This window comes from Xanthomonas prunicola (genome assembly GCF_025266575.1).
GTDB classification, from domain to species: Bacteria; Pseudomonadota; Gammaproteobacteria; order Xanthomonadales; family Xanthomonadaceae; genus Xanthomonas; species Xanthomonas prunicola.
In genome coordinates this window covers 3,009,854-3,035,652 of the sequence record NZ_CP096142.1, presented here as the reverse complement: position 1 = coordinate 3,035,652, position 25,799 = coordinate 3,009,854, and the positions used below count along the sequence as shown (strand labels likewise).

The 25,799-nt window shown below is 64.3% G+C and carries 22 protein-coding genes, 1 other RNA gene and 1 pseudogene; 6 read left to right on the top strand and 18 right to left on the bottom strand.

What is annotated here, in order from left to right; genetic code table 11:
• Window positions 1–25: 25 nt before the first annotated feature.
• From M0D43_RS12835 to M0D43_RS12820, 4 genes are all read right to left on the bottom strand, one after another.
• A complete protein-coding gene (locus M0D43_RS12835; protein ID WP_252164915.1) occupies window positions 26–1,627 on the bottom strand; it encodes an alpha/beta fold hydrolase in 1,602 nt (533 codons plus the stop codon).
• A gap of 211 nt (window positions 1,628–1,838) precedes the next feature.
• Window positions 1,839–2,039: a helix-turn-helix transcriptional regulator gene (locus M0D43_RS12830; protein ID WP_252164914.1), complete on the bottom strand. Its 201-nt coding sequence runs from the start codon at window positions 2,037–2,039 to the stop codon at window positions 1,839–1,841.
• Window positions 2,036–2,623: a hypothetical protein gene (locus tag M0D43_RS12825; protein WP_252164913.1), complete on the bottom strand. Its 588-nt coding sequence runs from the start codon at window positions 2,621–2,623 to the stop codon at window positions 2,036–2,038. Before M0D43_RS12825 ends, M0D43_RS12830 begins: the two co-directional genes overlap by 4 nt.
• Window positions 2,624–3,096: 473 nt before the next feature.
• A complete protein-coding gene (locus M0D43_RS12820; protein WP_252164912.1) occupies window positions 3,097–3,369 on the bottom strand; it encodes a metal/formaldehyde-sensitive transcriptional repressor in 273 nt (90 codons plus the stop codon).
• Window positions 3,370–3,434: 65 nt separating this feature from the next.
• Here M0D43_RS12820 and dmeF point away from each other — a divergent pair, with 65 nt between their 5' ends.
• Window positions 3,435–4,433, top strand: coding sequence for a CDF family Co(II)/Ni(II) efflux transporter DmeF (gene dmeF, locus M0D43_RS12815; RefSeq protein WP_252164911.1), 999 nt, complete (start codon window positions 3,435–3,437; stop codon window positions 4,431–4,433).
• Window positions 4,434–4,517: 84 nt separating this feature from the next.
• On the opposite strand, the gene M0D43_RS12810 is transcribed toward dmeF, so the two are convergent.
• Window positions 4,518–5,345 (bottom strand): ferredoxin--NADP reductase, encoded by an 828-nt coding sequence (locus M0D43_RS12810; protein ID WP_252164910.1) that lies wholly within the window; start codon window positions 5,343–5,345, stop codon window positions 4,518–4,520.
• A 36-nt stretch (window positions 5,346–5,381) separates the two neighbouring features.
• Between M0D43_RS12810 and M0D43_RS12805 the strand changes: the two genes are divergently transcribed.
• The 4 genes from M0D43_RS12805 to M0D43_RS12790 all read left to right on the top strand — a co-directional run bounded on the left by M0D43_RS12805 (window position 5,382) and on the right by M0D43_RS12790 (window position 9,496).
• The gene (locus M0D43_RS12805; RefSeq protein WP_252164909.1) at window positions 5,382–6,377 is read left to right on the top strand and encodes an ABC transporter ATP-binding protein; all 996 of its coding nucleotides are present in this window, start codon (window positions 5,382–5,384) and stop codon (window positions 6,375–6,377) included.
• Window positions 6,374–7,186 carry an ABC transporter permease gene (locus M0D43_RS12800; RefSeq protein WP_207759675.1) on the top strand — a complete coding sequence of 271 codons (813 nt, stop codon included), beginning with the start codon at window positions 6,374–6,376 and terminating at the stop codon, window positions 7,184–7,186. Before M0D43_RS12805 ends, M0D43_RS12800 begins: the two co-directional genes overlap by 4 nt.
• A gap of 128 nt (window positions 7,187–7,314) precedes the next feature.
• Window positions 7,315–8,253, top strand: coding sequence for a 2-dehydropantoate 2-reductase (panE, locus tag M0D43_RS12795; RefSeq protein WP_252164908.1), 939 nt, complete (start codon window positions 7,315–7,317; stop codon window positions 8,251–8,253).
• 727 nt (window positions 8,254–8,980) lie between these two features.
• The gene (locus M0D43_RS12790; protein ID WP_252164907.1) at window positions 8,981–9,496 is read left to right on the top strand and encodes a hypothetical protein; all 516 of its coding nucleotides are present in this window, start codon (window positions 8,981–8,983) and stop codon (window positions 9,494–9,496) included.
• 13 nt (window positions 9,497–9,509) lie between these two features.
• On the opposite strand, the gene M0D43_RS12785 is transcribed toward M0D43_RS12790, so the two are convergent.
• From M0D43_RS12785 to mgtE, 13 genes and pseudogenes are all read right to left on the bottom strand, one after another.
• A non-coding RNA gene (locus M0D43_RS12785) (sX9 sRNA) lies at window positions 9,510–9,582 on the bottom strand.
• A 53-nt stretch (window positions 9,583–9,635) separates the two neighbouring features.
• Window positions 9,636–10,040, bottom strand: a complete 405-nt coding sequence (locus M0D43_RS12780) for an acyl-CoA thioesterase (protein WP_252164906.1) — start codon at window positions 10,038–10,040, stop codon at window positions 9,636–9,638.
• Window positions 10,041–10,078: 38 nt separating this feature from the next.
• Window positions 10,079–10,532: pseudogene (locus M0D43_RS12775) on the bottom strand (hypothetical protein).
• Window positions 10,533–10,572: 40 nt separating this feature from the next.
• Complete coding sequence (locus M0D43_RS12770) at window positions 10,573–10,899, bottom strand: thioredoxin family protein (protein WP_055847068.1); 327 nt, start codon at window positions 10,897–10,899, stop codon at window positions 10,573–10,575.
• Window positions 10,871–11,353, bottom strand: coding sequence for a flavodoxin (locus M0D43_RS12765; protein ID WP_252164905.1), 483 nt, complete (start codon window positions 11,351–11,353; stop codon window positions 10,871–10,873). Before M0D43_RS12765 ends, M0D43_RS12770 begins: the two co-directional genes overlap by 29 nt.
• 226 nt (window positions 11,354–11,579) lie before the next feature.
• On the bottom strand, window positions 11,580–12,050 hold the full coding sequence (locus M0D43_RS12760; RefSeq protein ID WP_252164904.1) for a hypothetical protein: 471 nt from the start codon (window positions 12,048–12,050) through the stop codon (window positions 11,580–11,582).
• The gene (locus M0D43_RS12755; RefSeq protein WP_168957458.1) at window positions 12,050–12,748 is read right to left on the bottom strand and encodes a DUF3800 domain-containing protein; all 699 of its coding nucleotides are present in this window, start codon (window positions 12,746–12,748) and stop codon (window positions 12,050–12,052) included. Before M0D43_RS12755 ends, M0D43_RS12760 begins: the two co-directional genes overlap by 1 nt.
• Window positions 12,749–12,789: 41 nt before the next feature.
• A complete protein-coding gene (locus M0D43_RS12750) occupies window positions 12,790–13,833 on the bottom strand; it encodes a ribonucleotide-diphosphate reductase subunit beta (RefSeq protein WP_101364868.1) in 1,044 nt (347 codons plus the stop codon).
• Between the two features lie 169 nt (window positions 13,834–14,002).
• Entirely contained in the window at window positions 14,003–16,501 is a 2,499-nt protein-coding gene (locus M0D43_RS12745) for a ribonucleoside-diphosphate reductase subunit alpha (RefSeq protein WP_252164903.1), read from the bottom strand.
• 600 nt (window positions 16,502–17,101) lie between these two features.
• A complete protein-coding gene (locus M0D43_RS12740) occupies window positions 17,102–18,142 on the bottom strand; it encodes a DUF475 domain-containing protein (protein WP_252164902.1) in 1,041 nt (346 codons plus the stop codon).
• A gap of 105 nt (window positions 18,143–18,247) precedes the next feature.
• Window positions 18,248–20,956, bottom strand: coding sequence for a bifunctional acetate--CoA ligase family protein/GNAT family N-acetyltransferase (locus tag M0D43_RS12735; protein WP_252164901.1), 2,709 nt, complete (start codon window positions 20,954–20,956; stop codon window positions 18,248–18,250).
• Between the two features lie 271 nt (window positions 20,957–21,227).
• Window positions 21,228–21,842 carry a hypothetical protein gene (locus tag M0D43_RS12730; RefSeq protein WP_252165055.1) on the bottom strand — a complete coding sequence of 205 codons (615 nt, stop codon included), beginning with the start codon at window positions 21,840–21,842 and terminating at the stop codon, window positions 21,228–21,230.
• A gap of 71 nt (window positions 21,843–21,913) precedes the next feature.
• The gene (gene mgtE / locus M0D43_RS12725; protein WP_260807244.1) at window positions 21,914–23,281 is read right to left on the bottom strand and encodes a magnesium transporter; all 1,368 of its coding nucleotides are present in this window, start codon (window positions 23,279–23,281) and stop codon (window positions 21,914–21,916) included.
• A 692-nt stretch (window positions 23,282–23,973) separates the two neighbouring features.
• Between mgtE and M0D43_RS12720 the strand changes: the two genes are divergently transcribed.
• Window positions 23,974–25,797, top strand: coding sequence for a monovalent cation:proton antiporter-2 (CPA2) family protein (locus M0D43_RS12720; RefSeq protein WP_252164900.1), 1,824 nt, complete (start codon window positions 23,974–23,976; stop codon window positions 25,795–25,797).
• The last annotated feature ends 2 nt before the right edge of the window (window positions 25,798–25,799 follow it).

The window sequence follows — 25,799 nt, the reverse complement described above, 5'->3', positions numbered from 1 at the left end:
GCCTCCGTGGCGTGGTCGATGCGGCTCATGGTTCCCATCCGTTGAACGAGGTGAAAGCGGGCACGGTGTTGAGGCTGGCAACGCAGGTGGTATCCAGCGCCTTGGCATCGGCGGTCTGCATAAACTGGCTCAATACCTTGGGCATGCAGCCCAGCCGGAACACCCCATGCCCCTGCCCGGGCGCGATCACATGACGGCCGTTGGGCAGGCCCTGCAGCACCCGCTCGGCGTAGCGTGGCGGTGTCACCGGGTCGAGCTGGCCGGAAAGCAGCAACACCGGCAGCGTCGAGCGGAACGGCGCGCTCGCAGCGGCCGGTGCCGGCTTGGAGGGCCACACCTTGCACGGTGCGAAGAACATCTCGGCCACCTCGTTGCCCAGCAGCGTGGCGTCCTTCTGTTCGGGTGCGTGATAACGCCCGGCATCTTCGCTGCACAGCACCGACCATTGCATCAGACGATTCATCCGATCCGACATGCCCGATGCGCTCATCTGCGCCAATGCCATCAACGAGGCATACCGGCCTGCGGCCGCTTCATCGAGGACCAGTGGCAACAGCGATGTGGTTTCCGGCGCGTACGAAAAACCGAATGCCAGACCCGCCACGGTGTCGGCGGTGACCTGCTCGTGGCGCAGGGCACCAGTGCGCGGATCGCGATAATCCACCGCCACCGGTGCCTGCCGCAGCCGCTCGATCACCTGGCGCAACTGCGTGGCGGTATCGACCGGAAAACGCTTGGCGCATGCAGGCTGCTGACGGCATTGCGCAGACTGCAGCGCGATCGCATCTTCGAAGGTGCGTGCGAACTCGCCGCCGATCACCAGGTCGTTCGGCGCCACACCATCGATCACCACGGTGCGCGTGTGGTGTGGATAACGCGCGGCATAGTGCTGCGCCACACGCGTGCCGTACGAGGCACCGATCAGATTCAGCGTCTGCACGCCCAGTGCCGCGCGTACCGCATCCAGATCGCCAATGGCTTCGCTGGTGGTGTAGTAACGCGGGTCGGCATCGTCACGCAGGCCAGCGGCGCATCGGCCTGCATATGCGGTCAATTGCTCGGCGGTGGCCTCGCTGCTGTTCTCCAGCGCCAGCGGCTTGCCGGCCGCGTCGCGACACTCCAGCGGATGCGAGCCACCGGTGCCGCGCTGATCGACCAGAAAAATGTCGCGCTGCTTGCGTACTTCGTGCAGGCCCATATCCACGATTGCCGCCACTTCGGTGGCCGATTGCCCCGGCCCACCGGCAATGAAGAACACCGGGTCGGGCGCGCTGCCGCCGCCGGCTCCGCTTTCCAGCCAGGCAATCTTCAACGCGATGCTGCGCCCGCTCGGTGCGGCCGGATTTTCAGGCACGCGCAGGCTCGCGCACTGCGCTTCGATGTTTCCAGCGGTACCACCAGCGCTCAGCGTGCACGGCGTGAAAAGCAGCCTGCCGTAACGATTGCCCGCTGCGCTGACGGGTGGGTTGTTTGCAGCAGGCTGCTGCGCAGTCGTACCCGGCGTTGTCGCGGTGGATTTTCCTGCAACGTCATCTTCTGTGGCGGGCGCTGCGGCGCGCTGGCATCCGGCAGCCAGCATCGCGATCAGCACTGCCGCCACCATTGTGGATTGCTTGACCATCGTCATCCTCTCTCCTGGTATTGCCTGTCCCCTGACGTTGCATACGGCCACACGTGACCGCGGCAACTAGAGCGTGTTGTACTTTGAGGTGAGTGCGAAGCGTCCTGTGGCGCGTTGAGGCAAGGCGCGCAACGCGGTATCGGCGCACCACAGGGCGCTTCCCGGAGGGTTGGCCGGCGGCGGCCAACGCATCTCATCTCAAAGTGCATAACACGCTCTAATGCCCGTCTTCGTAAAGAAAAACGTGCTCGATCGATTCCCCAAACAAACGTGCGATCCGAAACGCCAACGGCAGGCTCGGATCGTATTTCCCGGTTTCCAGCGCATTGATCGTCTGCCGCGACACACCCAGCCGTTCGCCCAGCTCGCCTTGCGACCACCCGTTGGCCTCGCGCAATTCGCGCACGCGGCTCTTCATTCAAAACGACGCGCGTGGATGCTTTTGGTGATGCCATAGATGGCGCACAACAACGGAAACACCCACAGCATCGCCACACTCGCTGGAACGTCGATCAGCTCGGCGGCCTGCAGAAATCCGGCGGTCATATATCCACCGCTGATCAAGCCGGCGGCAATGGCGATGGCTTCCAGCTCGATACGCCGTTGCATCTCGTCCGAATCGCGCACGTAACGCGCCACCGCACGAATCACCAGTACCACCAGCACCGCCGGCAGCAAGGCGATCAGCACCCGCGCCCAGTTCGGGCCGACATGCCCAAGCAGATAGCGCCAGAACAGCATCACCAGCACGTACAACAGCATCGGCACGCCGAATTCGCGGTAGTAGCGCCGCGCCAACACCGGGCGGGTGCTGTCGCGCATATTGCCGCGCGCCAACCACATCGGCACCGATAGCAGCATGCATGACCCACCAATGCCGGCGCTGAGCCCGGCGATGTAATCGTCCATCGGCAACACCTGCCACAGACCCAGCAGCCCGACGCCGAGAAAGACCAGTCCCAGGCAGAACACCAGCAGCGCCTTGCGCTTGCAGCTCGTCACTTGCACGGCCTCGGCGAAGCGACTGCCTGTGCTGCGCGATCGCTGTGCACACGCCCGGCGCCTGTTCGCACGGTACGTCGCGTTATGCGGCCCTGCCTGCATTCCATTTGCCTACGCTGCTGCCGCATCTCATTCACCTGTCAAGCACGCTTGACAGGCAAGATGCGCTTACTCTGCCTGTCTGTCAAGCACCCTTTACACATCAAAAGAGCGCATCAGCGGCGTCTGCGTTGCTGGCGGATGGTGTGCGATGCCCGCAGTCAGACACACGCAGTTTTTGTGTCATCGGCGTGCCACCTGCCACACGCGGCGTGCCCAACGGCATCGCGCAACGTCTGCGCCCGTGACGCACGCGATGCGGCTTGTGATGCACATTCCCGAATGCCGTTGCATGCATAACATGGCATCCGCATGCCGCATCAAGCGCAGACCACGCCCGCTCGGCGATGCGCGCAGCCGTTTCGTTGCCCGCTCTATTTCAGATAGGTCTTGAGGATGGCCGTGATGTCATCCACTGCCAGCTCGCGCTCGCCCAGTGCGTCCGGTGCAGCAACATGGTGCTTCAGATGCTCGCTGAGCAGCTCGACCATCAAGCCCTGCGCCGCGCCGCGAAACGCGGCCACCTGTGTCAGCAACGCGGTGCACTCCACGTCCTGCGCCAGGGCCTTTTCCAGCCCTTCCGCTTGCCCGCGAATTCTGCGCACGCGGGCGAGCAGTTTGGACTTGTCCTGATTCAGATGTGCCATTGTCATATACCCCCTAGGGGTATTTAGGATACCCTACCGGGGTACCTTAGCCAGAGTCACCGCCGATGTCGACCACGCACGCCGCGCCGCATTGCAGGCACTCGCACACCTTTGCCAGCGCCAATCCGCTCGCCGAGCGCAGCACCCGCAAGGCGGTCATCCTGACCGTGCTCATGATGGTGGTGGAGATCGTGGGCGGTTGGACGCTCAACTCCATGGCCCTGCTCGCCGACGGCTGGCATATGAGCTCGCACGCGTTGGCGCTAGGGCTGGCGTTGTTCGCCTACCGCTTTGCGCGGCAGCATGCCGGAGATGTGCGCTTCAGCTTCGGCACCTGGAAAGTCGAGGTGCTGGGCGGTTACACCAGCGCGATTCTGTTGCTGGGCGTGGCCGGGCTGATGGCCTTCCAGTCGGCGGAACGCTTGTTCACGCCCAAGCCCATCCAGTATCAGGAAGCCACCGTCATCGCGGTGATCGGCCTGCTGGTGAACCTGATGTGCGCATGGTGGCTGCGCGATTCGCATGGGCATGGCCATGCGCACGGACATCACCATGGCCACACGCATGACAGCCACGGCCCTGTGCACCCACACGAAAGTCATGGTCATCATGATGCGCACAGCGATCTCAATCTGCGCGCGGCGTATCTGCACGTGGTGGCCGATGCCGCGACCTCGGTGCTTGCCATCGTGGCGCTGGTTGCCGGCATGCACTGGGGCGTGACCTGGTTGGACCCGATCATGGGCCTCGTCGGCGCGGTGTTGGTGACGGTCTGGGCCTGGGGGCTGCTGCGCCGCACCGGCAGCGTGCTGCTGGATGCGGAGATGGACGCACCGGTGGTGGCAGAGGTGAAGCAGGTCATCGCCGAGCTTCCACATGCGATCGACATCGCCGACCTGCATGTGTGGCGCGTCGGCAGCGAACGTTATGCCTGCGTCGTCAGCCTGGTCACTGCAGCCGACATCGATGCGGAGCTGGTGCGCCGCGCACTGCAGATTCACGAAGAACTGGTGCATGTCACGGTCGAGCTGCAGCGCCCTGCGCTACGAAACATTGCGGCCTGATACCGCCGCACCTCCGCGCCGCGCTGCAGGCCACAGCACACATGCAGGTACGGGCGGCTTAAATGCGCCGCCTGCAGGCCGCCCTCAGACCTTGGGCGGCGTGGAGCTGACGTACTTCTCGCGTCGGATCTGCGCACTCGGCAGCCCGGCTGCTTTCAGCGCTTCCAGGCAGGTGTCCACCATGTCCGGGTTGCCGCACAGGTAGGCGATATCGTGCGCGGCATCGGGCGCGAACTCGGCCAGGTGCTGCTGCACGTAACCGTGCCGTACATCGGCATGCGGCTGCTCGGGTAATTCGCGCGAGAAGCACGGCACGTAGTGGAACTGCGGATGCGCATCGGCAAACGCGCGGAAATCGTCGCCGTACAGCAGCTCGGCCGGGTTGCGTGCGCCTTGCAGCAACACCACCTGCACACCGCGGGCGGCAATCGCCTCGGCCAGCAACGGCAGCATCGCGCGATACGGAGTCACCCCGGTGCCTGTGGCGATCAGCACATAGCGCTGGTTGTGGTCGCCCGGCTGCAGGCAGAAGCGGCCGTAGGGCCCGCTTGCCTGCAACTGGTCGCCAATCTCCAGGCCTTCGAACAAGGCCGTGGCCGAGCCGCCGGGCACGAAACTCACCGCGATCTCCACCGCCTCGCCCGGTCCCAGCGCGTGGTCGTGGATGGTCGCCAGCGAATAGCTGCGCTTGGTCGGCGTGCCATCGGCGTTGTCGAAATGGATCTGAATGAACTGGCCGGGCTGGAAATCCAGCGGCTGCCCGTCGTCACGGACGAACTGGCAGTGGGCCACGGTGGGCGCAATCATGCGCCGGTCGACAAGCTTGAGGGGGAATTGAACGGGCACGAACGTATTTGGGACAGTCTGTGATCGGGGCAAACCCCAACGGGCTTCTATAATAACGGGCTGCAACTCGCTGCGCCGTCACCCTGGCGCGAAGGACCCGGTTTGAATTCCCCATCTCCCAGTGCGCCCGCCCTGCGCGTGTGCGATCTGCGCAAGACCTACGACAACGGCACCCAGGCGCTCAAGGGCGTGTCGCTGGACGTGGTGCCAGGCGATTTCTTCGCCCTGCTCGGCCCTAACGGGGCCGGCAAATCCACCCTGATCGGCATCATCAGCTCGCTGGTGAACCTGTCCGGCGGGCAGGTGGAGGTGTTCGGCACCGATCTGGTCGCCCATCGCAGCGAAGCGATGCGACTGATCGGCCTGGTGCCGCAGGAAATCAACTTCAACCTGTTCGAAAAGCCCTTCGACATCCTGGTCAACTACGCCGGTTTCTACGGCATGCCGCGTCGCGACGCCGAGCAGCTGGCCGAAGTGGAACTGCGCCGCGCGCATCTGTGGGAAAAGGCCCAGGTGATGAGCCGCACGCTGTCCGGCGGCATGAAGCGCCGGCTGATGATCGCCCGCGCCATGATGACCCAGCCGCGCCTGCTGATCCTGGATGAGCCCACCGCCGGTGTGGATATCGAAATCCGCCGCGACATGTGGCGCGTGCTCAAGGACATCAACGCCGCCGGCACCACGATTATTTTGACCACGCATTACCTGGAAGAAGCCGAACACCTGTGCCGTAACCTGGCCATCATCAACCACGGCCAGATCGTCACCCAGGGGCCGATGCGCGAGCTGCTGGCCAAACTCGACGTGGAAGGCTTCCTGTTCGATATCGACGGTGAGTTGCCCGCGCAGTTGCCGGTGATCGAAGGCACCACGCTCACCGCCATCGACGGCCACACGCTGGATCTGGATATGCCGCGCGCGATGGACCTCAACCGCGTGTTCGCCACGCTGGGCAATGCCGGTATCCGGGTGCGCTCGATGCGTACCAAGAGCAACCGGCTGGAAGAATTGTTCGTTCGTCTGACCGGGCCCGGCGAAAGTGTCGCCCCCCCGGCTCCTGCCGCAGCGGCGCCCGTGCGCCCGGCAGGCCACCCATGAGTCCTTCGGAGCCGTCGATGTCTGCCACGCCTGCAACACCCCGCCAACGCAACTGGATTGCGCTGGGCACCATCGTGCGCCGCGAAGTGCAGCGCATCCTGCGCATCTGGGGCCAGACCCTGGTGCCGCCGGCCATCACCATGACCCTGTACTTTTTGATCTTCGGCGGGCTGATCGGCTCGCGCGTGGGCGACATGGGCGGCTACTCGTACATGCAATTCATCGTGCCGGGCCTGGTGATGATGAGCGTGATCCAGAACAGCTACGGCAACATTTCCTCCAGTTTCTTCGGCGCCAAGTTCGGCCGGCATGTGGAAGAACTGCTGGTCAGCCCGATGCCCAACTGGGTGATCCTGTGGGGTTACGTCTCCGGCGCGGTGCTGCGCGGGGTGATGGTGGGTGCGTTAGTGCTGATCATCGCGATGTTCTTCACCCCGGTGCGCATTCCGCATCCGATCGTGACGCTGACCACGGTGCTGCTGGGCGCGACCATTTTCTCGCTGGCCGGCTTCGTCAACGCGGTGTACGCCAAGAAGTTCGACGACGTGGCGATCGTGCCGACCTTCATCCTGACCCCGCTGACTTATCTGGGCGGCGTGTTCTATTCGGTGAAATTGCTGCCCGGCTGGGCCGAAGCCGCTACGCACGCCAACCCGATCTTCTACATGGTCAATGCGTTCCGCTATGGCCTGCTCGGTAGTTCCGATGTGCCGATCTGGGTCGCCTACGCGCTGATGCTGGGCTTTGTCGCCGTACTCAGCGCACTGGCGCTGTGGCTGCTGCGGCGCGGTGTCGGGCTGCGTAGCTAACGCCGGACGCGAATTTCATAGGGAACGCCGGTGGCTAGCGGACGCGCTTACCTCCATCCGCCCTTCGGGCACCTTCCCCCGCAGGCGGGGGAAGGGCAAGACCAGATTGACTGAGGACAGATCACTTCATGCGCATGCTCATTCTCGGCGCCGGTGGCACCGGCGGTTACTTCGGCGGGCGCCTGGCGCAGGCCGGCGTGGACGTCACCTTCCTGGTGCGCGACGCGCGTGCGGCGCAGCTGCAAGCCGACGGCCTGCGCATCCGCAGCCCGCTGGGCGATGCGGATCTGCCGGTGGCGCATGTCACCGCGCAAGGCCTGCCGGCGCTGGTGGCGCAGCGGCCGTTCGATCTGGGGATCCTCAGCTGCAAGGCCTACGACCTGGACAGCGCGCTGGAAGCGATTGCGCCGGCGGTCGGCGAGCACACCACGGTGTTGCCCATCCTCAACGGACTGCGCCATTACGCGGCGCTAGACGAGCGCTTCGGCGCGGCGCGGGTACTGGGCGGGCTGTGCTTCATCAGCGCGACCAAGGGCGAGCATGGTGAGATCCTGCATCTGGGCAAGCCGGCGGCGATCACCTTCGGCGAGCGCGATGGCAGCGCAGACGCGGCACGCGTGCAGGCATTTGCCGCCGCCTGCACGCAGGCGGGCATCGACCATGTGGCCACGACGCAGATCGCGCAGGAGCAGTGGATCAAGTACAGCTTCCTCACCGCGCTGGCGGCGGCCACCTGCCTGATGCGTGCGCCGGTCGGGGCGATCGTGGCCACCGACGACGGCCGTGCATTGATCAACGGCCTGTACAACGAATGCCTGTGGGCCGCCGATGCGGCCGGGCAGCCGATTCCGGAAGCTGCACGCGCCAAGGCATTGCAGACGCTGCTGCAGGTGGATTCGCCGTTGAAGGCCTCGATGCTGCGCGATCTGGAAGCCGGCCAGGACGTGGAAGCAGCGCAGATCGTCGGCGACATGCTCAGGCGTGTGCGCGAGACCGGCCGCAATGCACCGCTGCTGATGGCCGCGCACGTGCATCTGCAGGCATATCAGGTGCTGCGCCAGGCCTGATGCGGCCAAAGGGGGACGGCACCGGCTGGCGGCGTGATGCGACGGCGCCCCTCATCCGCCCTTCGGGCACCTTCCCCCGCATGCGGGGGAAGGAAACGGGTAGTTCCATTGCATCATTGCATCGACTGCATGCATCGCGCGATGCATGGCCGCAGCGCCCTCACGACACAAAGCACACAGGACCAGTCCCTTCTCCCGCACGCGGGAGAAGGTGGCGCGCAGCGCCGGATGAGGGTGGATACGGGCTGGGAATGCCGCATCGCGCGACGCATGGCCGCAGCGCCATCCGGACACAAGGCACACAGAACCAATCCTTCTCCCGCACGCGGGAGAAGGTGGCGCGCAGCGCCGGATGAGGGTGGATACGGGCTGGGAATGCCGCATCGCGCGACGCATGACCGCAACGCCATCAGGACAAAAGGCACACAGGACCAATCCCTTCTCCCGCGTGCGGGAGAAGGTGGCGCGCAGCGCCGGATGAGGGTGATGCGGGGCAGCCGGGTTGATCCGCACAAAACCCCATCCACGTCGCCAGGCGCGTGATGGAAACTGCAGCAACCAGGCATGGCCGCGCGCAGGCCTGGCGCGACCGCACTTCCCCCATCCGCGCGCCCCGGGCGGCTGCGTTTAGGCCTTTAAGTACACAACGCTCATCATGCCGTTGCCTTCGCGCCATCACGACGCGGCGCCCACGATGCTCTGCGTCCCATCGCCCGCCTCGCCATCCATGAAGCTGCTCAGCCACCTGTTCCGTGCCGGTCACTTCGTGATCCTGGCGTTCTTCGTGCTGTGCGCCGCAGGGCTGGTGGGGATGGCCGGGTTGGAGTTGTGGCATGGCTTCACGCCGGGCGGCGACATGGTGGTGCGCGACCGCTTCAACGTGGTGCTGGAAGCCATCGGCCTGCTCACCGTGGCCTTGGTGACGCTGGAACTGGGCCAGACCATCTTCGAAGAAGAGATCCTGCGCGACGTCAAGGTCAGCGGCCCCACGCGGGTGCGGCGCTACCTGTCGCGGTTCTTCGTGGTGATCGTGATCGCGCTGGCGATCGAGACGCTGGTATCGATCTTCGAGCTGATGCACGACGACCCGGCCAAGCTGCCGTATGCGGCGGCGGTGGGCCTGTGCGCGGCGCTGTTGCTGATCGCCTGGGGCGTGTTCGTCAAACTCAATCGCAGTGCCGAAGAGCTGGAACCGGAGGCGATGGAAGAAACCAAGCGCGAAGACCGCGAGGTGCAGGAGTAAGCACGGTCACAGCGGCGAACACCACGTAGCGAGCGGTCGTTAGGCGGGAGTAGACGGCGCGCAGGAATCGCAGTGTCCGTGTACACCCAATACCAGCCGCGCCCGCATGACGGCTGCGCAGTGGTTTTGTTAACTGCTCTTAGTCGGCCGACGCCGGTACCGGCGGCACCGCCGTCGGTTTGCCATCGGCATCGAGCGCAATCATCACGAACTGCCCGCGCGTGCACAGCTCGCGCGCGCCGCTGAGCAGGTCTTCGGCGATCAGTTCCACTTCCACCTTGATCGAGCTGCGCCCCACCGACACCACCCGCGCGATGGTCTCCACCATCTGGCCCTGGCGGATCGGCAGCTTGAAATCCACCTGATCCGAACGCGCGGTCACCACGGCGCGCCGCGCGTAGCGCGAAGCGGCCAGAAACGCCGCCTTGTCCATCCACGCCAGCGCCTGGCCGCCGAACAGCGTGCCCATGTGATTGGTGTGGTTGGGAAACACGATCTCGGCCATGCGAGCTTCGGTCGGTGGCACGGGTGTGGCGCTGATCATGAGGGCGGTACCGGAAAAAGAAAGGAAAGCCAGCCCGATCAGCTGCGCAGCGTCGGCAGGAAACTCAAGTCCATGTGGTAGCGCGTCGGGCGCTGCGGATGGACGAAGATGCGCAGCGGTTGCCCATCGGCCAGGAACGGCTGCAGATCGGTCCACAGGTTGTCGCTGCGATACTCGGTCAACGTGTTGTGGGTGCGGTCGTGGCGCTGGGCCAGGATACGGAACGGGTGCACGCCGTTGACCTGCAAAGACGCATTGCGTTCGACGCGCACCAAGCGCGCTTCCACCACCGTGCCATGCCGGCGCAACCACGCAGCACGCCGCGCATGCCAGACGCGATAACCGAGGATGCCGCCCCCCACGCCACCGAACGCCACGCCCAGCAACAACAAGATCCAGCGCGCCTGATCCGGCAACAGCGCCGCACCGGTCAACAACCCCCAGCCCCGCCAGCAGGAAGCTCCAGGCGACGATGGTGACGGTGGTGTTCATCGCCGGAAGCCTGCGCGGTTGCGATGGACTTCCGGCACGCTCACAGCCCGCTACGGACCGCCGCTTCGACCTGGGCCGGCGACTGGAAGCCGGGGAGACGTGTCACTTCCGCACCGTCCTTGAACAAGGCCAACGTCGGCGTCTGCCGCAAGCCCAGGCTGCGGAAAAACTCCTCGCCAACCACCTCCAACTTCACTTTGAGCAGTGCGACGCCTGCGGCGTCCTCGCTCGCGGCGAATTTGGTCAGCGACATGTCGAGCATCTTGCAGCCCGGGCAATTGTCCTTGTAGTAGTCGACCAGCAGGCGCGGATGCGCAGCCAGGGCGGCAACGTAGTCGTCAGGCGTGGAGGCGTGAAGAGTTTGCATGGGGGGATGTCTCTGTACAGGCAAGAATGTGGTCGGTCCAACGTTGGATCTTGGTGGCGTCGCGTTCGCCGTGGGGCATCTGTTCGATCTCCAGCCGCGGGTAGCGCGTACCGAAGAACGTGGCGATGCGCCGCGCCGCGCCGCAGTAGTTCTCCTCGCCCCACTGCGTCTCACCGGTGCCGAACACCGCCAGGCGTTCCGGCTTGCCGACCGCGGCGACGAGCTCCTCGATGAAACGCTTCATCTCCGGCGGCGTGCGCCCGGCGTTGATGCTCCAGCTACCAAGGATATAGAGATCGTGCGCGGCACCGTCTGGGCACGCCTGCGCCAGCGTCTGGATATCGGCATCGATCCACGTCACCACATGGCCCAGCTCCTCGCACCGCGCGCAGATTGCACGCGCGACGTCGCGCGTATTGCCACTGAGCGAGGTGTGGGCGAGGAGGATGCGCATGCACTCAATACTTAATAGGTTCAGGAAAAATTTTCATTAAAAACAATCGGTTGCAATTGCCATTGGTCTCTAGGGCTTCGTGGGGCTTCGGCGCTGTGTCAAGCGCTCTTGACTCTAACGATGGCTGAGCTAAGCTCCGCGTCGAGTTCACTGCCCATCGGCTTTGAACCTATCGAGGTCTCGGCCGCTGAACCCGCGTAGCGAATCAGCGGCCTTTTTTTGTCTGCTATTTGGCTTTGGTAAGCGATCGGACGCATTCTTCGCGAGACCAAGTCGGCGAACTTCGAATCTTTCTTATGCTGCTATCTGCTTGGTAGCACGTGATGAAGTTGGCCTTTAATACCGAATCTCGCCTGAGTGACAGTGCAATCACGACAACAAAATCTTCATAGATCACAGCCACTCGGCGGGTGGCGTCAACCTGCCGGGCAGTTTTATCCCAGCCTTGAAATAAAGTGGCGTCCGGATGCGTGAGGGTCGCCTGAATCCAGTCGATTCGCTGCGCTCTTACTTCTGAAAAAGTATCCTTCTGCCCATCACGCCCCACACTCTCGTAGAATGCGTGGTCAAATTTTTTTGCATCGAAGTAGACTCGGATCCCGTCTGGTGTCCGGATATTGCCACGGCAGTAGACGCGTTCGTAGTGTTGTCGGTATTCGGCGGAAGCCTCGTACCTGACTAACGGAGGCAACGACATCACCACCCTCCATTAAGTCGAATCTTGAAGAGGTTGAATTTCTCCTCCCCCTTGCTAGTTGGACCAAGTTCGCGACCCAATGCGCTTTCAATACGGCTAACGACGGTGAACTTCGCAGTGTTAGGTGTCAGGGTAGAATTGATCTTGCTACTAGCCGCTCCCAGCAACAAATCACACATCTGAATCAGTACTACTTCGTTAGACGGTAAGGACTGAACACTCTCAATATTCGAGCTCAAGTTTGCTCGAGACAGACACTGGGCGAGGACAGGTAGCCGCTTCGAATCGCGATTGCTCTTCGCGTCACAGAAGATTCGATAGTCATTAAAATCGAGAATCCAGTGATGAAGAAGCTGGTAGTAGAACTTGTAGAACCCTAGCTCCGCATCATCGTCATGTAGCGAAAGATCAATTTGGGTCCGATCAACCGCAATACATCGAAAACGAAGGTTCTCACCGTATGCGAAGAAGAGGTCAACCAGTTCTACATAAAAGTCGCGGCGATTAGGCGCAACCTTGCTCCACTTGATCTCGCCCCAAGCTTCATGTCGTTTTCGAAGGTCACCAATTCGCGACTTAAGCTCATTCCGGACTTCCTGTGGAAGCCAGAGGCTTCCGATCATGAGATAACGCGCGCGGGGATTAGCAGACGTTAGGACGTCCGGATTCGCCTCATCGCAGTAAACCTCAAATCTCATACGGGTTCGCAGGTAGTTGGAGATATGAGCGCCAGAAATTCTTACAAGTCGTCGAAGCCGTTATCCGAATTGGTCTTCTTGTATGAGGCATTGCGCATTTCAAAGAAGTCGGTCTTGGTCTCGGTGAAGTTGTCGGCGTAGGCCTTGATCCACGGCATCACGTTGTCGTTGGCGCCTTCGTACAGCTTCTCGATGCCGAGCATGCCGGCCATCTTGTTGGCGCGGTACTTCACGTAGCGGATCATCTCGTCCACGTCGATGCCGTCGATGCCGTCCAGCACTTCGGCGGTCCACACCGTTTCCAGGTCGATCGCGTGCTCGAAGGCCTTGTGCACGTAGTCGGTGAGCTCATCACCCTGCAGCGCCTGGTTCTCGCCGATGATGGCGCGGATCAGTTCGCTGATGAACTTCGAATGCGCCAGTTCGTCGCGGTTGATGAAGCTGATGATCTTGCCGGTGCCGGTCATGCGGTTCTGGCGGACCAGGTTGTAGAAATACGCAAAGCCGGAATAGAAGTTGATGCCTTCCAGGATCGAGGACTGGATCAGCGCGCGGATCAGCGTTTCGGCCGTCTTGTCGCGCATGAAGTCTTCGTAGGCGCCCATGATCGGCGCATTGCGCTTGATGATGGTCGGGTGCGTGCGCGCGATTTCGAACACGCGGTTCTGGTCGGCCAGCCCGGTGATCGAGGCCAGCACGTAGCTGTAGCTCTCGTTATGGATCACTTCCTGCTGGCCGATGATCGCAGCATTGGCATGCGCGGCCGGGTCGGTGATGTATTCGGCCACGTTGTAGATGAAGCGCGTCTGCGGCGAATCCAGCGTGGCCAGCAAGCCGATGATCGAATCGTAGGCATTCTTTTCGCGCGCCGACAGCTCGTTGTACTGGCGCGCATCGCCCTTCATGTCCACTTCGTCGGGGATCCAGAAGTTGGTCGACAGTTCCTTGTACGCCCGATAGAAAGACGGGTACGGGATGTCGTTCCAGTTGAGGATGCCGGAGGTTTCGCCATTGATGATGGCGGTGGAGCGGTTCGGGTGACGCGGCTCCAGGATCTTGATGCGTTCAAGCGGTGTTGCGGACATGGGTCTCTACTCGTGTTTCAGGCGTCGCGCGTACGGCGGCGCAACAAATCAATCTGGAGGAAAGCCCCCTGAGTCAGGGGGCGCGCCGAAGGCGCGGGGTGTGGAGGCTGATGAGCCGGGGCCCACGGTTCGCAAGGCGAACCGTGGGGAGCTGAAGCGCGAATGCGCTTTAGCTCGAACACCACTCGCACTCACTGATATCGATGTCGTTGGAACGCACGTAGTACGTGGTCTTCAAGCCTTCGCGCCAGGCCGTCATGTGCAGGTCAAGCAAGGTGCTCGCGCGGATGGTGCTGGGCACGTAGAAGTTGAAGCTGATCGACTGGTCGACGTGGCGCTGGCGACGCGCGTTCTGGCGCACGCTGGCGAACTGGTCGACCTTGTAGGCACCCTTTTCGTAGTACGGCCAGGTTTCCAGCGACAGGCCGGGAGCGGCGACCGGACGACGGAAGTCCTTCTTTTCTTCGTAGTAGAACGCGCTGTAGATCGGGTCGATCGAGGCAGTGGAACCGGCGATCTGCGCGGTGCTCATGTTCGGCGCCACCGCCAGCATCCAGGCATTGCGCACGCCATTGACCGCGACCTGCGCCGACAGCTCCAGCCACTGCGGGCTGTTGTAGTCGCGCGCACGGAAGTACTCGCCGGTGTGCCAGTCGCTGCCGCGGAACACGCTGTAGGTGCCCTTTTCCTTGGCCAGCTCCATGCTCGCCTGGACGGTCAGATAGTTGATGCGCTCGTACAGCTCGTCGCTGTAGTCCTCGGCTTCCTTGGCGTTCCAGTGGATGGACTTCTGCGCGAGCAGATGGTGCCAGCCGAAGGTGCCCAGGCCGATGGCGCGGTACTTCTGGTTGGTGATGGTGGCCTGCGGCACCGGCAACTGGTTCAGATCGATCACGTTGTCGAGCATGCGCACCTGGATCGGGATCAAGCGCTCCAGCACGTCGGCGCCCAGCAGATCGGCCTGGTCTGCCTGCACGGTGATCGCGCGGCCCAGGTTGATCGAGGACAGGTTGCACACGACGAAGTCGCCGGCCTTCTTGGTGGTGACGATCTGATTGCCGCTGATGATCTCCTGCATCATCCGCGTCGGGCTCATGTTCTGCAGGATCTCGGTGCACAGGTTGGACGAATAGACCATGCCCTCGTGCTTGTTCGGGTTCTTGCGATTGACTTCATCGCGATAGAACATGAACGGGTTGCCGGTTTCCAGCTGGCTGACCATGATGCGCTTGAAGATCTCGATCGCCTTGACCGTCTTGCGGGTGATGCGCTCGTCGGCGACGACTTCTTCGTACTTGCGACGGAAGCTGCTGTTGGCGTCGCCCTTCTTCTCGTCGTAGAAGTCCTGCAGATACCAGCCCTTGATCCGCTTCACTTCGTGCGGATCGAACAGATACCAGTCGCCGCGACGCTCGACCGCTTCCATGAACAGGTCGGGGATGCACACCGAGGTGAACACGTCGTGCGCACGCAGACGCTGGTCGCCGTTGTTCAGGCGCAGGTCCAGGAACGCTTCGATATCGCGATGGAAGATGTCCAGATAGACCGCGATGGCGCCCTTGCGCTGGCCCAGCTGATCCACCGACACCGCAGTGTTGTTGAGCTGCTTGATCCACGGCACCACGCCGCCGGAGGAATTGGACACGCCGCGGATCGCCGAACCGGACGAACGCACATAGCCCAGATACGCGCCCACGCCGCCGCCGTGCTTGGACACGCGCGCCACGTCGGTGTTGGAGTCGTAGATGCCCTGCAGGCTGTCGTCGACGGTGTCGATGAAGCAGCTCGACAGCTGCCCGCCGACCTTGCCGGCATTGGCCAGCGTCGGCGTTGCGACCGTCATATATAGATTGGACAGCGCCCAATAGGCCTCGCCCACCAGCTGCATGCGGCGCTCGCGGCTGCCCTTGCCGGTGCCGATCTCGTCCTGCATCAGGTATAGCGCAATCGTCAGCCAGCGCTCTTGCGGCAGTTCGAACACGCCGCGCGAGCTGTCGGTAGCCAGATAACGCGTCGCCAGCAGGTACAGGCCGTTGTAGGCGAACAGCTTGTCGCGCTCGGGCTCGATCATCTTGCCGGCTTCGATCAGCTCGTCCTTGGAGTAGCGGCGCAGGATGTCGTTGGAATAGACATTGCGGTCGGCCAGGCTCTCCTGCAGGCCGACGAACGAGCCGTACTTCTGGCTGGCATCGTAGAAACGGTTGCGGCTGGCGCGCTTGTACAGGCGGCGCAGGTACAGGCGCGCGGCAAAGTGCTCCCACTCCGGGGTGGTCAGATCGACGCGGGCTTCGGCCTCGCGGATCAGGTGGTCGACCAGGTCGTCAGCATTGACGCTGTCCTTGCGGTCGACAAAGCCGAACACCGAGCGCTTGTAATCGGCCACGTCCAGCTGCGGGAACTCGGCATGGATCTGGTCGATGGCGCGCTCCAGGCGCTCCGGCTCGAACGGGATCCGGCGGTTGCCCGCTTCCTTGGTGATCCAGGTGGAGACAGCTTGTTCTTCGATGGTCTGTGCGTGCATTGCAATAGCTTGGCGGGGAGGCGGCACGATGTCGGAGGGGTCGGTCAATTCCGGCGCGCCGCTGGGGGGCGCGCTGACACTGGCAGGAACGCTGGTGGGTGTTGCGGTACCGGCGGCGATCGCGGCAAGGGTGTCGTTGGTGGTCATGCGTCCTCCATGCGTAGGCACACGAACCTGCCGGAGCAGGCAACGACCGAGCGGCGTCCAGAGTGCATTGGTGACACGGGACGCACAGCGCGCAGGCCATGGCCTGCGGCGGCGTCACCCACCAATTTCCCTGAACTCCCACGGCCGCCATCACGCGGTGTGCTGTCGCATGATGGTGTTCGGTGGCAACGCGCTGCCGTCATCGGGCCGGAAGCGACCGCGGCAATGCCGGGGCGCGTACAGGTCGCTGAGATGGGCGCCGCAGGCGACGTTGCGCTTGCGCGTCGCCTTCGTCTGATTGGTGCCACTTGGGGCGGTCACCACCGAACCCCAAGATAGTGGGGTACCCCCAGGGGGTCAACACCAAATGTGCCAAAATTGTGGCAAGCCTTGTGGCGCAACGGGCTGCGCTGACGAGCGGTCGCGCCGGACGGCGGGAGGACGAATACGACTGCGCAGGTCAAGTCAGGAGGGTCCTGATGCGCAATCGACCATCACCCGCCGTCCACACCAAGCATGCTATCGGTTGCCGTTTTTTAGCCGCTTGCAACACCTGCGCCATAGGCTTCACAGCCGATGCGCTGGCGCATCGGTGACCGCTCAGATCTCGGTCGGGCCGATGTGGTGGCGCTTGCGGTAGCGGATCGACGACCACACCGAGGCGGCGATGAAGGCCACGCCGATCAGGCCGGTCAGCACTTCCGGCACGTGGTAGACGGTGCCGACCAGCATGATGATCGCCAGCACGCCGATGGCGTAATGCGCGCCATGCTCCAGGAACACGAATTCGTCCAGCGTGCCCTTGTGCACCAGATAGACCGTCATCGAACGCACGAACATCGCACCGATCGCCAGGCCCAGCATGATGATGACCACATCGCGGGTGATCGCGAACGCGCCGATCACCCCGTCGAACGAGAACGAGGCGTCCAGCACTTCCAGATACAAAAAAGCCGCAATACCCGAACGCTTGGCCGGGCCCATGCCGTCTTCGCTCTCTTCGGACTCGAACAAGGCATCCACGCTGCCCACCAGCAGGTACAGCAGGATGCCGCCCAGGCCGGCGAACAGCACGCTCTGGAAGATCGCCTCGGGCAGGAACAGCTTGGTGCACAGCAGCACCGTCACCGCCACGATCACCGACATCGCATCGGCCTTGCCCAGCTTGCCGACCAGCCGTTCCACCGGGCCGAGCCAGTGCAGCTTGCGCTCCTGGTCGAACAGGAAGTTCAGGAATACCAGCAGCAGGAACATGCCACCGAAGGCGGCAATGGACGGGTAGTTATCGGTCAGCACCTGGCTGTAGCGGTCCGGCTCCTTCAGCGCCATCTGCATCACCGGCACCAGGCCCATGCCGGTGGCCACCGACACGATCACGATCGGGAACACCAGGCGCATGCCGAACACCGCGACCAGGATGCCGACGGTGAGGAACAGCTTCTGCCAGAACGCATTCATGTGCTTGAGCACACCGGCGTTGACCACCGCGTTGTCGAACGACAGCGAGACCTCCAGCACACTCAGTACCAGGCACAGCCACAGTGCCTGCCACAGACCCATTGCGGTGGTGTGGCCCCACCAGGCGGCAAGGCCCAGGCAAACGGCGGCAACCAACAACGACATTCTGAACTCGCGAAACATTGACACTCCCAGGCGGGCCGAGACGACAGCCGGAGCAATGAGCCAGGGCGAGGCCTGGCAGTCCGGCGTGCGGTGGAGGATGGGGGACCGCGGCGTGACGCAAGGTCAGGCCGGGCGCGGCTCGCCCATTATAGGGAGTGTCACCGCCATCAGGGTCGCATCGTCCGGATCCGGGCGCACGCCGAAGCCCAGGCTCTGACACATCGCCAGCATCGTGCGGTTCTCGCGCAGCACCTGGCCTTCGATCTGCTTCAGGCCCAGCCAGCGCGCGTACTCGATCATGATGCGCATCAGCTGCCAGCCGATGCCGTGGCCCTTGAGGTCGGAGCGGATCAGGATGCCGTATTCGCCGCGCTCGTAGTCGGCGTCGGCATGCAGCCGCACCGCGCCGAGCATGTCGCCGGTCTTGGGGTCGATGGCCACCAGCGCGATCGAGCGCGCGTAATCGAGCTGGGTCAGCCGGGCGATGAATTCGTGGCTGAAATGCTTGACCGACTGGAAGAAGCGCAGCCGCAGGTCTTCGTCGGTGACGCGGGCGAAGAACGCGCGGAACAGCGCGTCGTCTTCCGGGCGCACCGGACGCACCAGCACACGCGTGCCATCGCCCAGGCCGATCTGGCGCTCCCATTCCTTGGGATACGGGAAGATCGCAAAGCGCGGATGGCCGCGGCCCTTGTGCAGTTTGCGCGCAGGCGCCACCGCCACGCGGGCGTCCAGCGCGATGACGCCGTCGCGGTCGGCCAGCAGCGGGTTGATGTCCAGCTCGGTGATTTCGGGGATGTCGGCGGCCAGCTGCGCCAGCTTGACCAGCACCAGCGCCACTGCGCGCTCGTCAGCGGCCGGCACGTCGCGGTAGGCCTTGAGGATGCGCGAGACGCGGGTGCGGCCGATCAGTTCGTGGGCCAGGCGCAGGTCCAGCGGCGGCAACGCCAGTTCGCGGTCGTTGATCACCTCCACCGCGGTGCCGCCACGGCCGAACACGATCGCCGGGCCGAACACCGGGTCGTCGGCAATACCGGCGATCAGTTCGCGCGCCTTGGGCCGCAACACGGTGGGCTGCACGATCACCCCTTCGATCACCGCGTTGGGGTGCGCAGCGCGCGCACGCGCCAGGATGCCGGTGGCCGCTTCGCGCACCGCGGCGACGCTGGAGAGGTTCAGGCGCACGCCATCGACATCGGACTTGTGCGCGATCTCGCTGGACAACACCTTCAAGGTCACCGTGCGGCCGACTGCCAGTAGCGGGTCGGCCAGCAAGGCGGCTTCGTTGGCGGTGGCCGCGACCTGCAGCGGCACGATCGGGATGCCGTAGGCGGCCAGCAGCCGGTTGGTGGCCACCGGATCGAGCCAACGCCGGCCGGCGGCCAGGGCGTCGTCGACCACCGCGCGCGCGATGCCGGCATCCACCACGAAATCTTCCGGCAGGCTGGGCGGGGTTTCCATCAACGCCGCCTGCGCTTCTCGGTAGCGCACCAGATGGGTGAAGCCGCGCACCGCGTCCGATTCGGTGGCATAGGTGGGCACGCGCGCAGCGTTGAGCGCGGCGATCGCTGCATCGTCCTGGCCCAGCCATACCGCGAATACCGGTTTTTCGCGCTGATAGCGGTCGCGTTGGTCCAGCGCGCGGGTCAGCGCCTTGGCCGCATCGGCCGAAGAAGTGAACGCGGTGGGCACGTTGACCACCAGCAGCGCGTCGTTTTCCGGATCGTCCAGCAGCGCTTCGATCGCCGCGGCATAGCGCGCACCATCAGCGTCGACAATAATGTCGACCGGATTGCTGCGTGACCAGCCTTCGGGCAGCGACTGATCGAGTTTTGCCAGCGTCTTGGGCGACAACTCGGCCAGGGTGCCGCCGCGCAACACCAGTTGATCCACCGCCAGCTGCCCCACCCCGCCGCCGTTGCTCAGGATGGCCAAGCGCCGGCCGGGGAAACTGCCGAGCCGGCCCAGCGTTTCGGCAGCGGCGAACAGCTCGTCCAGCGCGCCCACGCGCAACAGGCCGGCACGTGCGAACGCCGCGCCGTACACCGCATCCGAACCGGCGAGCGCCTGCGCGTGGGTGTCGGCGTTGGGATTGATGCGGAACTGGCGGCCGGACTTGACCACCACCACCGGTTTGGCGCGTGCTGCGGCGCGTGCGGCCGACATGAACTTGCGCGCATCGCCGATGCGTTCGACGTAGAGCAGAATCGCGCGGGTGCGATAGTCGGTGGCGAAGTAATCGAGCAGATCGCCGAAGTCCACATCCAGCGTGTCGCCCAGCGACACCACCGCCGAAAACCCCACCGAGCGCGCCACGCCCCATTCCACCAAGGCTGCGGCAATCGCGCTGGATTCGGAGATCAGCGCCAGGTCGCCGGCCTGCGGACAATGCGCGGCGATGCTGGCATTGAGCCGCGCATGCGGGGCGATCACGCCCAGGCAATGCGGGCCGAGGATGCGCATGCCCTTGGCCCGCGCGGCCGCTTCCATGCGCGCGGCCGGCGAACCGGGGCCACGGCCCAAGCCTGCGGTGAGGATGATCGCCGCGGCCACGCCACGCCGTGCGGCGATGGAGACGATGCGCGGCACGATCCGCGCCGGCGCAGTGATCACCACCAGGTCCGGCACCCACGGCAGATCGGTCAACCGCGCCACCGTGCGCACGCCGTCGATCTCGCTATAGCGCGGGCTCACCCAGCCGATCTGCCCCGGGAATCCGGCAGCGCGCAGATTGCGCACCACCGCCCGCCCGGCCGAACGATCGCGCGGGCTGCCGCCCACCACCGCCACGGTGCCGGGACGAAAGACCTGCTGCAGGTGGTACGTACTCATCGTGCGGGGGAAAACAATGCCATCGCGCTACGGTACACGCACTGGCGTTTCAGGGCATGGGGTGACGCTGTCGAAGGCGCGGCGACTGTAGCGGCTGCCAGATGCGCGCGCTCCTTGCGACCAACTGTTTGGCACAGCCGCCTTGCACGAAGGCGGTCGTCGTCGACTGACGCGCGTTTCGCTGACGTGTTCAACGGCTAAGCGCACCAGGGTTACAGCATTGCCGTGCCTGCCGCGGCCAAGCCGCATCGGCCGGCCTGCCGATCCCTGCCTACTTCGACAATGTCGAGGTCGACGTGCGGCAGCGCTGGGCGCCGTAAGCCACCGAATAGGGTTCGTCGTAGCATTTGATCAGGCCATCGACGACATCCAGGTTTGGCGGCCAGCGCATCTTCATCTCAGGTCGGCCCTTCTCGGCAGGAAACACCATATAGCCATCCTGCAACGGCGGCATATCCTCGGCCTGCCGATAGGGCACCGACGCAAGCCGTGCCCGTGCGGCATCCAGACCCACGCGGTCGCGTTTGAGGAACGCGATCATCGCATCCACATACACGTTCCAGCCGGCGAGATCCTCGGCGGCTGGCTTGTACGACTTTTCGAACAGGGCGATCGCCTGCGCCGTTTGCCCGGCCTCTGCACGCATCTGACCTTCGTGCCACACCACGATGCCGCCAGTGATTGCGTGCGCCTGGCGGTAGTCGTGCAGCAGGTCGGCAGCTGCCACGGCGCAGCCGGGGCGGTTGGCAATCGTGCGCCAGCCGCCCTGCATGTCCTGATCGAAGGCGTCTTCATCCAGTGCCAGCATCGCCGCACGATCGTAGGTGCACCCTGCGGGCTGGGCCGGTTCGGCCCAGCCTGGCTGCGTCATGGCGATCGACAACACCCCTGTCCACACAACGCACCACAGCGTACTGCCTCGCATCGCCAGCACCTTGCCCGGAAGGAACCCGGACTCTACAACAGCGTCCCACTCAAGATCAGCGCAGCGATGCTGAAATAGATCACCAAGCCAGTGACGTCCACCAACGTCGCAACAAAGGGCGCCGAGGCGCTAGCCGGGTCGAAGCCGAGCCGCTGCAGCACGAATGGCAGCATCGAGCCCGAGAGCGAACCGAAGGTGACGATGCCGATCAGCGCGGCGCCGATGGTCAACGCCACCATCTGCCAGTGCGGGCCGTAGTTGTACAAGCCGGCGGTCTGCCAGATGGTGATGCGCACGATCGCCAGCACGCCCAGGATCGCGCCCAGGGTCAGGCCGGTAGGCAATTCGCGCAGCGCCACTTTCCACCAGTCGCCCAGACGGATTTCGCGCAGCGCCAACGAGCGGATCAGCAGCGAGGTGGCCTGCGAACCGGAGTTCCCCCCCGAACTCATGATCAGCGGGATGAACAAGGTCAACACCACGGCCTTGGACAGCTCGTCCTCGAAGTGCTGCATCGCGCTGGCGGTAAGCATTTCGCCCAGAAACAGCACGCTCAACCAGCCGGCGCGCTTCTTGATCATCTGGCCGAAGCCAATTTGCATGTACGGCTTGTCCAACGCTTCCATGCCGCCGAACTTGTGCACGTCTTCGGTGGATTCGGCGATCAATGCATCGAGCACGTCGTCCACGGTGACGATGCCGAGCACGTGGCCGCGCGCATCCACCACCGGGATGGCGAGCAGGTCGTGGCGACGGATCAGCCGCGCCACTTCTTCCTGATCCAGTGCCGGGTCGACGGTGACCGGCGGATTGACCTGCGCCACGTCCAGGATCGGCGCCTCCGGCGCACCGGTGATCAGCCGGCGCATCGTCACCACCTGCTGCAGCACGCGGGTGTGCGGGTCGAGCAGATAGATCGCGTAGACGGTCTCGCGGCTGCGCTCCACTTCGCGGATGTGCTGCAGGGTGCGGCCCACCGACCAATCGGACGGCACCGCCACGAACTCGGTGGTCATCAGCGCGCCAGCCGTGTTGGGCGGGTAGCGCATCAGTGCCTGGATCGACAGCCGCGCCTCGGCGCTGAGCAGCCACAGCAACGGCTGGCGCTGCTCGGCATCCAGACCGTGGAAGATGTCGGTGGCGCGGTCGTCGGCCATCTGCCCCAGCAGCGAGGCAGCCTGCTCGGCCGGCAGCAACGCCACCAGCGTGCTGGCATCGCGCAATTCTGGTTGCTCGAGCACCTTCACCGCACGTGGTGGTGGCAACGCGGCCAGCACCTGTGCCGCTTCGTCGCGGTCGAGGGCGTTGAGGTATTCCACCGCATCGGCCGTGTTGAGCTCGGCCAGGGGTGCGGTCAGTGCATCGACGCCTTCGGCAAGGCGCAGGGTTTCGTCGTACATGGTGGTTCGCCTGGTGACGACCGTCGTCGATGACAGCCAGCGAACCTGAGCCTCAGGCGCGCGCCAGCTGGGTCATCGACCCGGGTCTAGGGTGACTGTCGCTGGACATAGGTAAGGGCTCCAAAGGTGCGTACCGGCCGGTGATCCGGGCGGTGGCGCGGCGCAGTCTGCGCGCCTGAGGCGGCTTGGTCAATGCCCTGTGCGCAGGTCGCTTAAGTGGGCTTCCCGAAGCCGGGCGTCGCAGGCGCACACCGAGCGTGCACGCCAGCGGGATTTCGGCGAACACGCCGGCAGCGCGGAGGGGATCGTGCCTGCGCAAGGGGTGTCGCGCGCCATCGTGGGCAGGCCGGCGAGGAACGCGTGGCGCCGTGGCGTCGCCGTGCCAGGCCAGCGTGTTGGGGGTGCGAATGCACCGTTACCGCAACGCCCGTACTGCGGCCGACGCACCAATACGGAGCCGAGCAACCGACCGTCATTGCACTGCGCTGGAGGCCACGGGTGGTTGCTACAGCCCGCTTCACGCAACGCCCGGTGCATTGCTTCCTGCCATGGCATCGGCCATCGCACTCACGTAAGCGCGTTGTCGCATCGCGTGTCATCGCAACCGCCATCACTACCGCACAACTGGCACATGCGTGCGCGCAGGCCAGTTAGCCTGCGCGGCATAATGCGCACCTCAACGGAGAGTACGCATGCATAGCGGTGGCCTGGAACTGGCGTTGGTGTTGATGCTGGCCGCCATCGTGGCGGTGCCGGTGTTCAAACGCTTCGGCCTGGGTGCGGTGCTGGCCTATCTGGTCGCCGGCGTGGTGCTCGGCCCGGATGGCGTGGGCGTGGTGCAGGATGCCGAACGCATCAGCGGCGCGGCCGAGATCGGCGTGGTGATGCTGCTGTTCGTGATCGGGCTGGAACTGTCGCCGGCGCGCCTGAAGGTGATGCGCCATTCGGTGTTCGGCGCCGGCGCCACGCAGGTGCTGGTGACGGCGGTAATCCTGGGCGGTTTGCTGATGGCAGCCCACCTGGCTTGGAAGAGCGCGCTGATCGTCGGCGTAGCACTGGCGCTCTCATCCACGGCGGTGGGCCTGCAATTGCTGGCCGAACGCAAGGCGCTCAACAGCGACTACGGGCGGCTGGCATTCGCCATTTTGCTGTTCCAGGATCTGATTGCGATCCCCTTGCTGGCGGCCATCCCGCTGCTCGGCGGCAGCAAGAACGACGCGCTTGAATGGCAGGACGTGGCCAAGGCCATCGCAGCCCTTGCCCTGGTGATCGTGTGCGGGCGGGTTGTGCTGCGGCACCTGTTCAACGTGGTGGCACGCACGCGCATGCCGGAAGTATTCACCGCCAGCGCCTTGCTGGTGGTGCTGGGCACCGCCTGGATCATGCAGGAGGCCGGATTGAGCGCCAGCCTGGGCGCCTTCATTGCCGGCGTGTTGCTGGCCGATTCGGAATTCCGCCACGAACTGGAATCGCAGATCGAACCGTTCGAAGGCTTGCTGCTGGGCCTGTTTTTCATCTCGGTGGGCATGGGCATCGATCTGAACCGCGTGGTGGCCGAGCCGTGGTTGATCGCAGCGGGCGTGGCGATCTTGCTGGTGGTGAAGTTCTCGTTGCTGGTCGGCATCGGCAGCGTGGCCAAACTGCCGCTGCGCAGCAGCCTGATGCTGGGCAGCGTGCTCTGGCTGGGCGGCGAATTCGCGTTCGTGGTGTTCAACGAGGCCGACCGTGTCGGCCTGCTCGAGCCGGCCAATCACGATCGGCTGGTGGCCATCGTCGGCGTGTCGATGGCGCTGACGCCGTTATTGCTGCTCGGCATGCAACGCATCCTCAACGGGCCGCTGCGCATGCGCGCACCCAAAACCGATCGCCCGTTCGACACCATCGATGCGCAGACCCCAAAGGTGCTGGTCGCCGGCATGGGCCGCTTCGGCCAGGTGGTCGCGCGCCTACTCACCGCACGGCATGTGCCATTCGTCGCGCTGGAACACAACCCCGACACCGTAGAAGACCTGCGCCGTTTCGGCAGCCAGCTGTATTACGGCGACCCCACCCGCCCCGAGCTACTGCGCGCTGCCGGTGCCGAGCGCATCAAGGTGTTCGTGATCGCGGTGGACGACCCGGAAACCAACATCAAGACGGTGCGACTGATCCGCCGCCTGTACCCGCAAGCCACCGTGCTGGCGCGTGCACGCAACCGCCAACACGCCTGGAAATTGATGGACCTGGGCGCAGAACCGTTCCGCGAAGTGTTCGCCTCCAGCCTGGAGCTGAGCGAACGCGTACTGACCTCGCTCGGCCTGGGCGAGGCGCTCGCCCACGATCACGTCAAACGCTTCCGCCAGCACGACGAAGACCTGCTGCGCCGCCAGCACCTGGTCTATGACGACGAAGCCAAGGTCATCCAGACCTCGCGTGATGCACGTGCCGATCTGATGAATCTGTTCGAAGCCGACGTCAAGGCGGATGTGGATGAGGATGAGGATGATGAGACGGTGGCGGCCACGCGGGATGCGTAAAG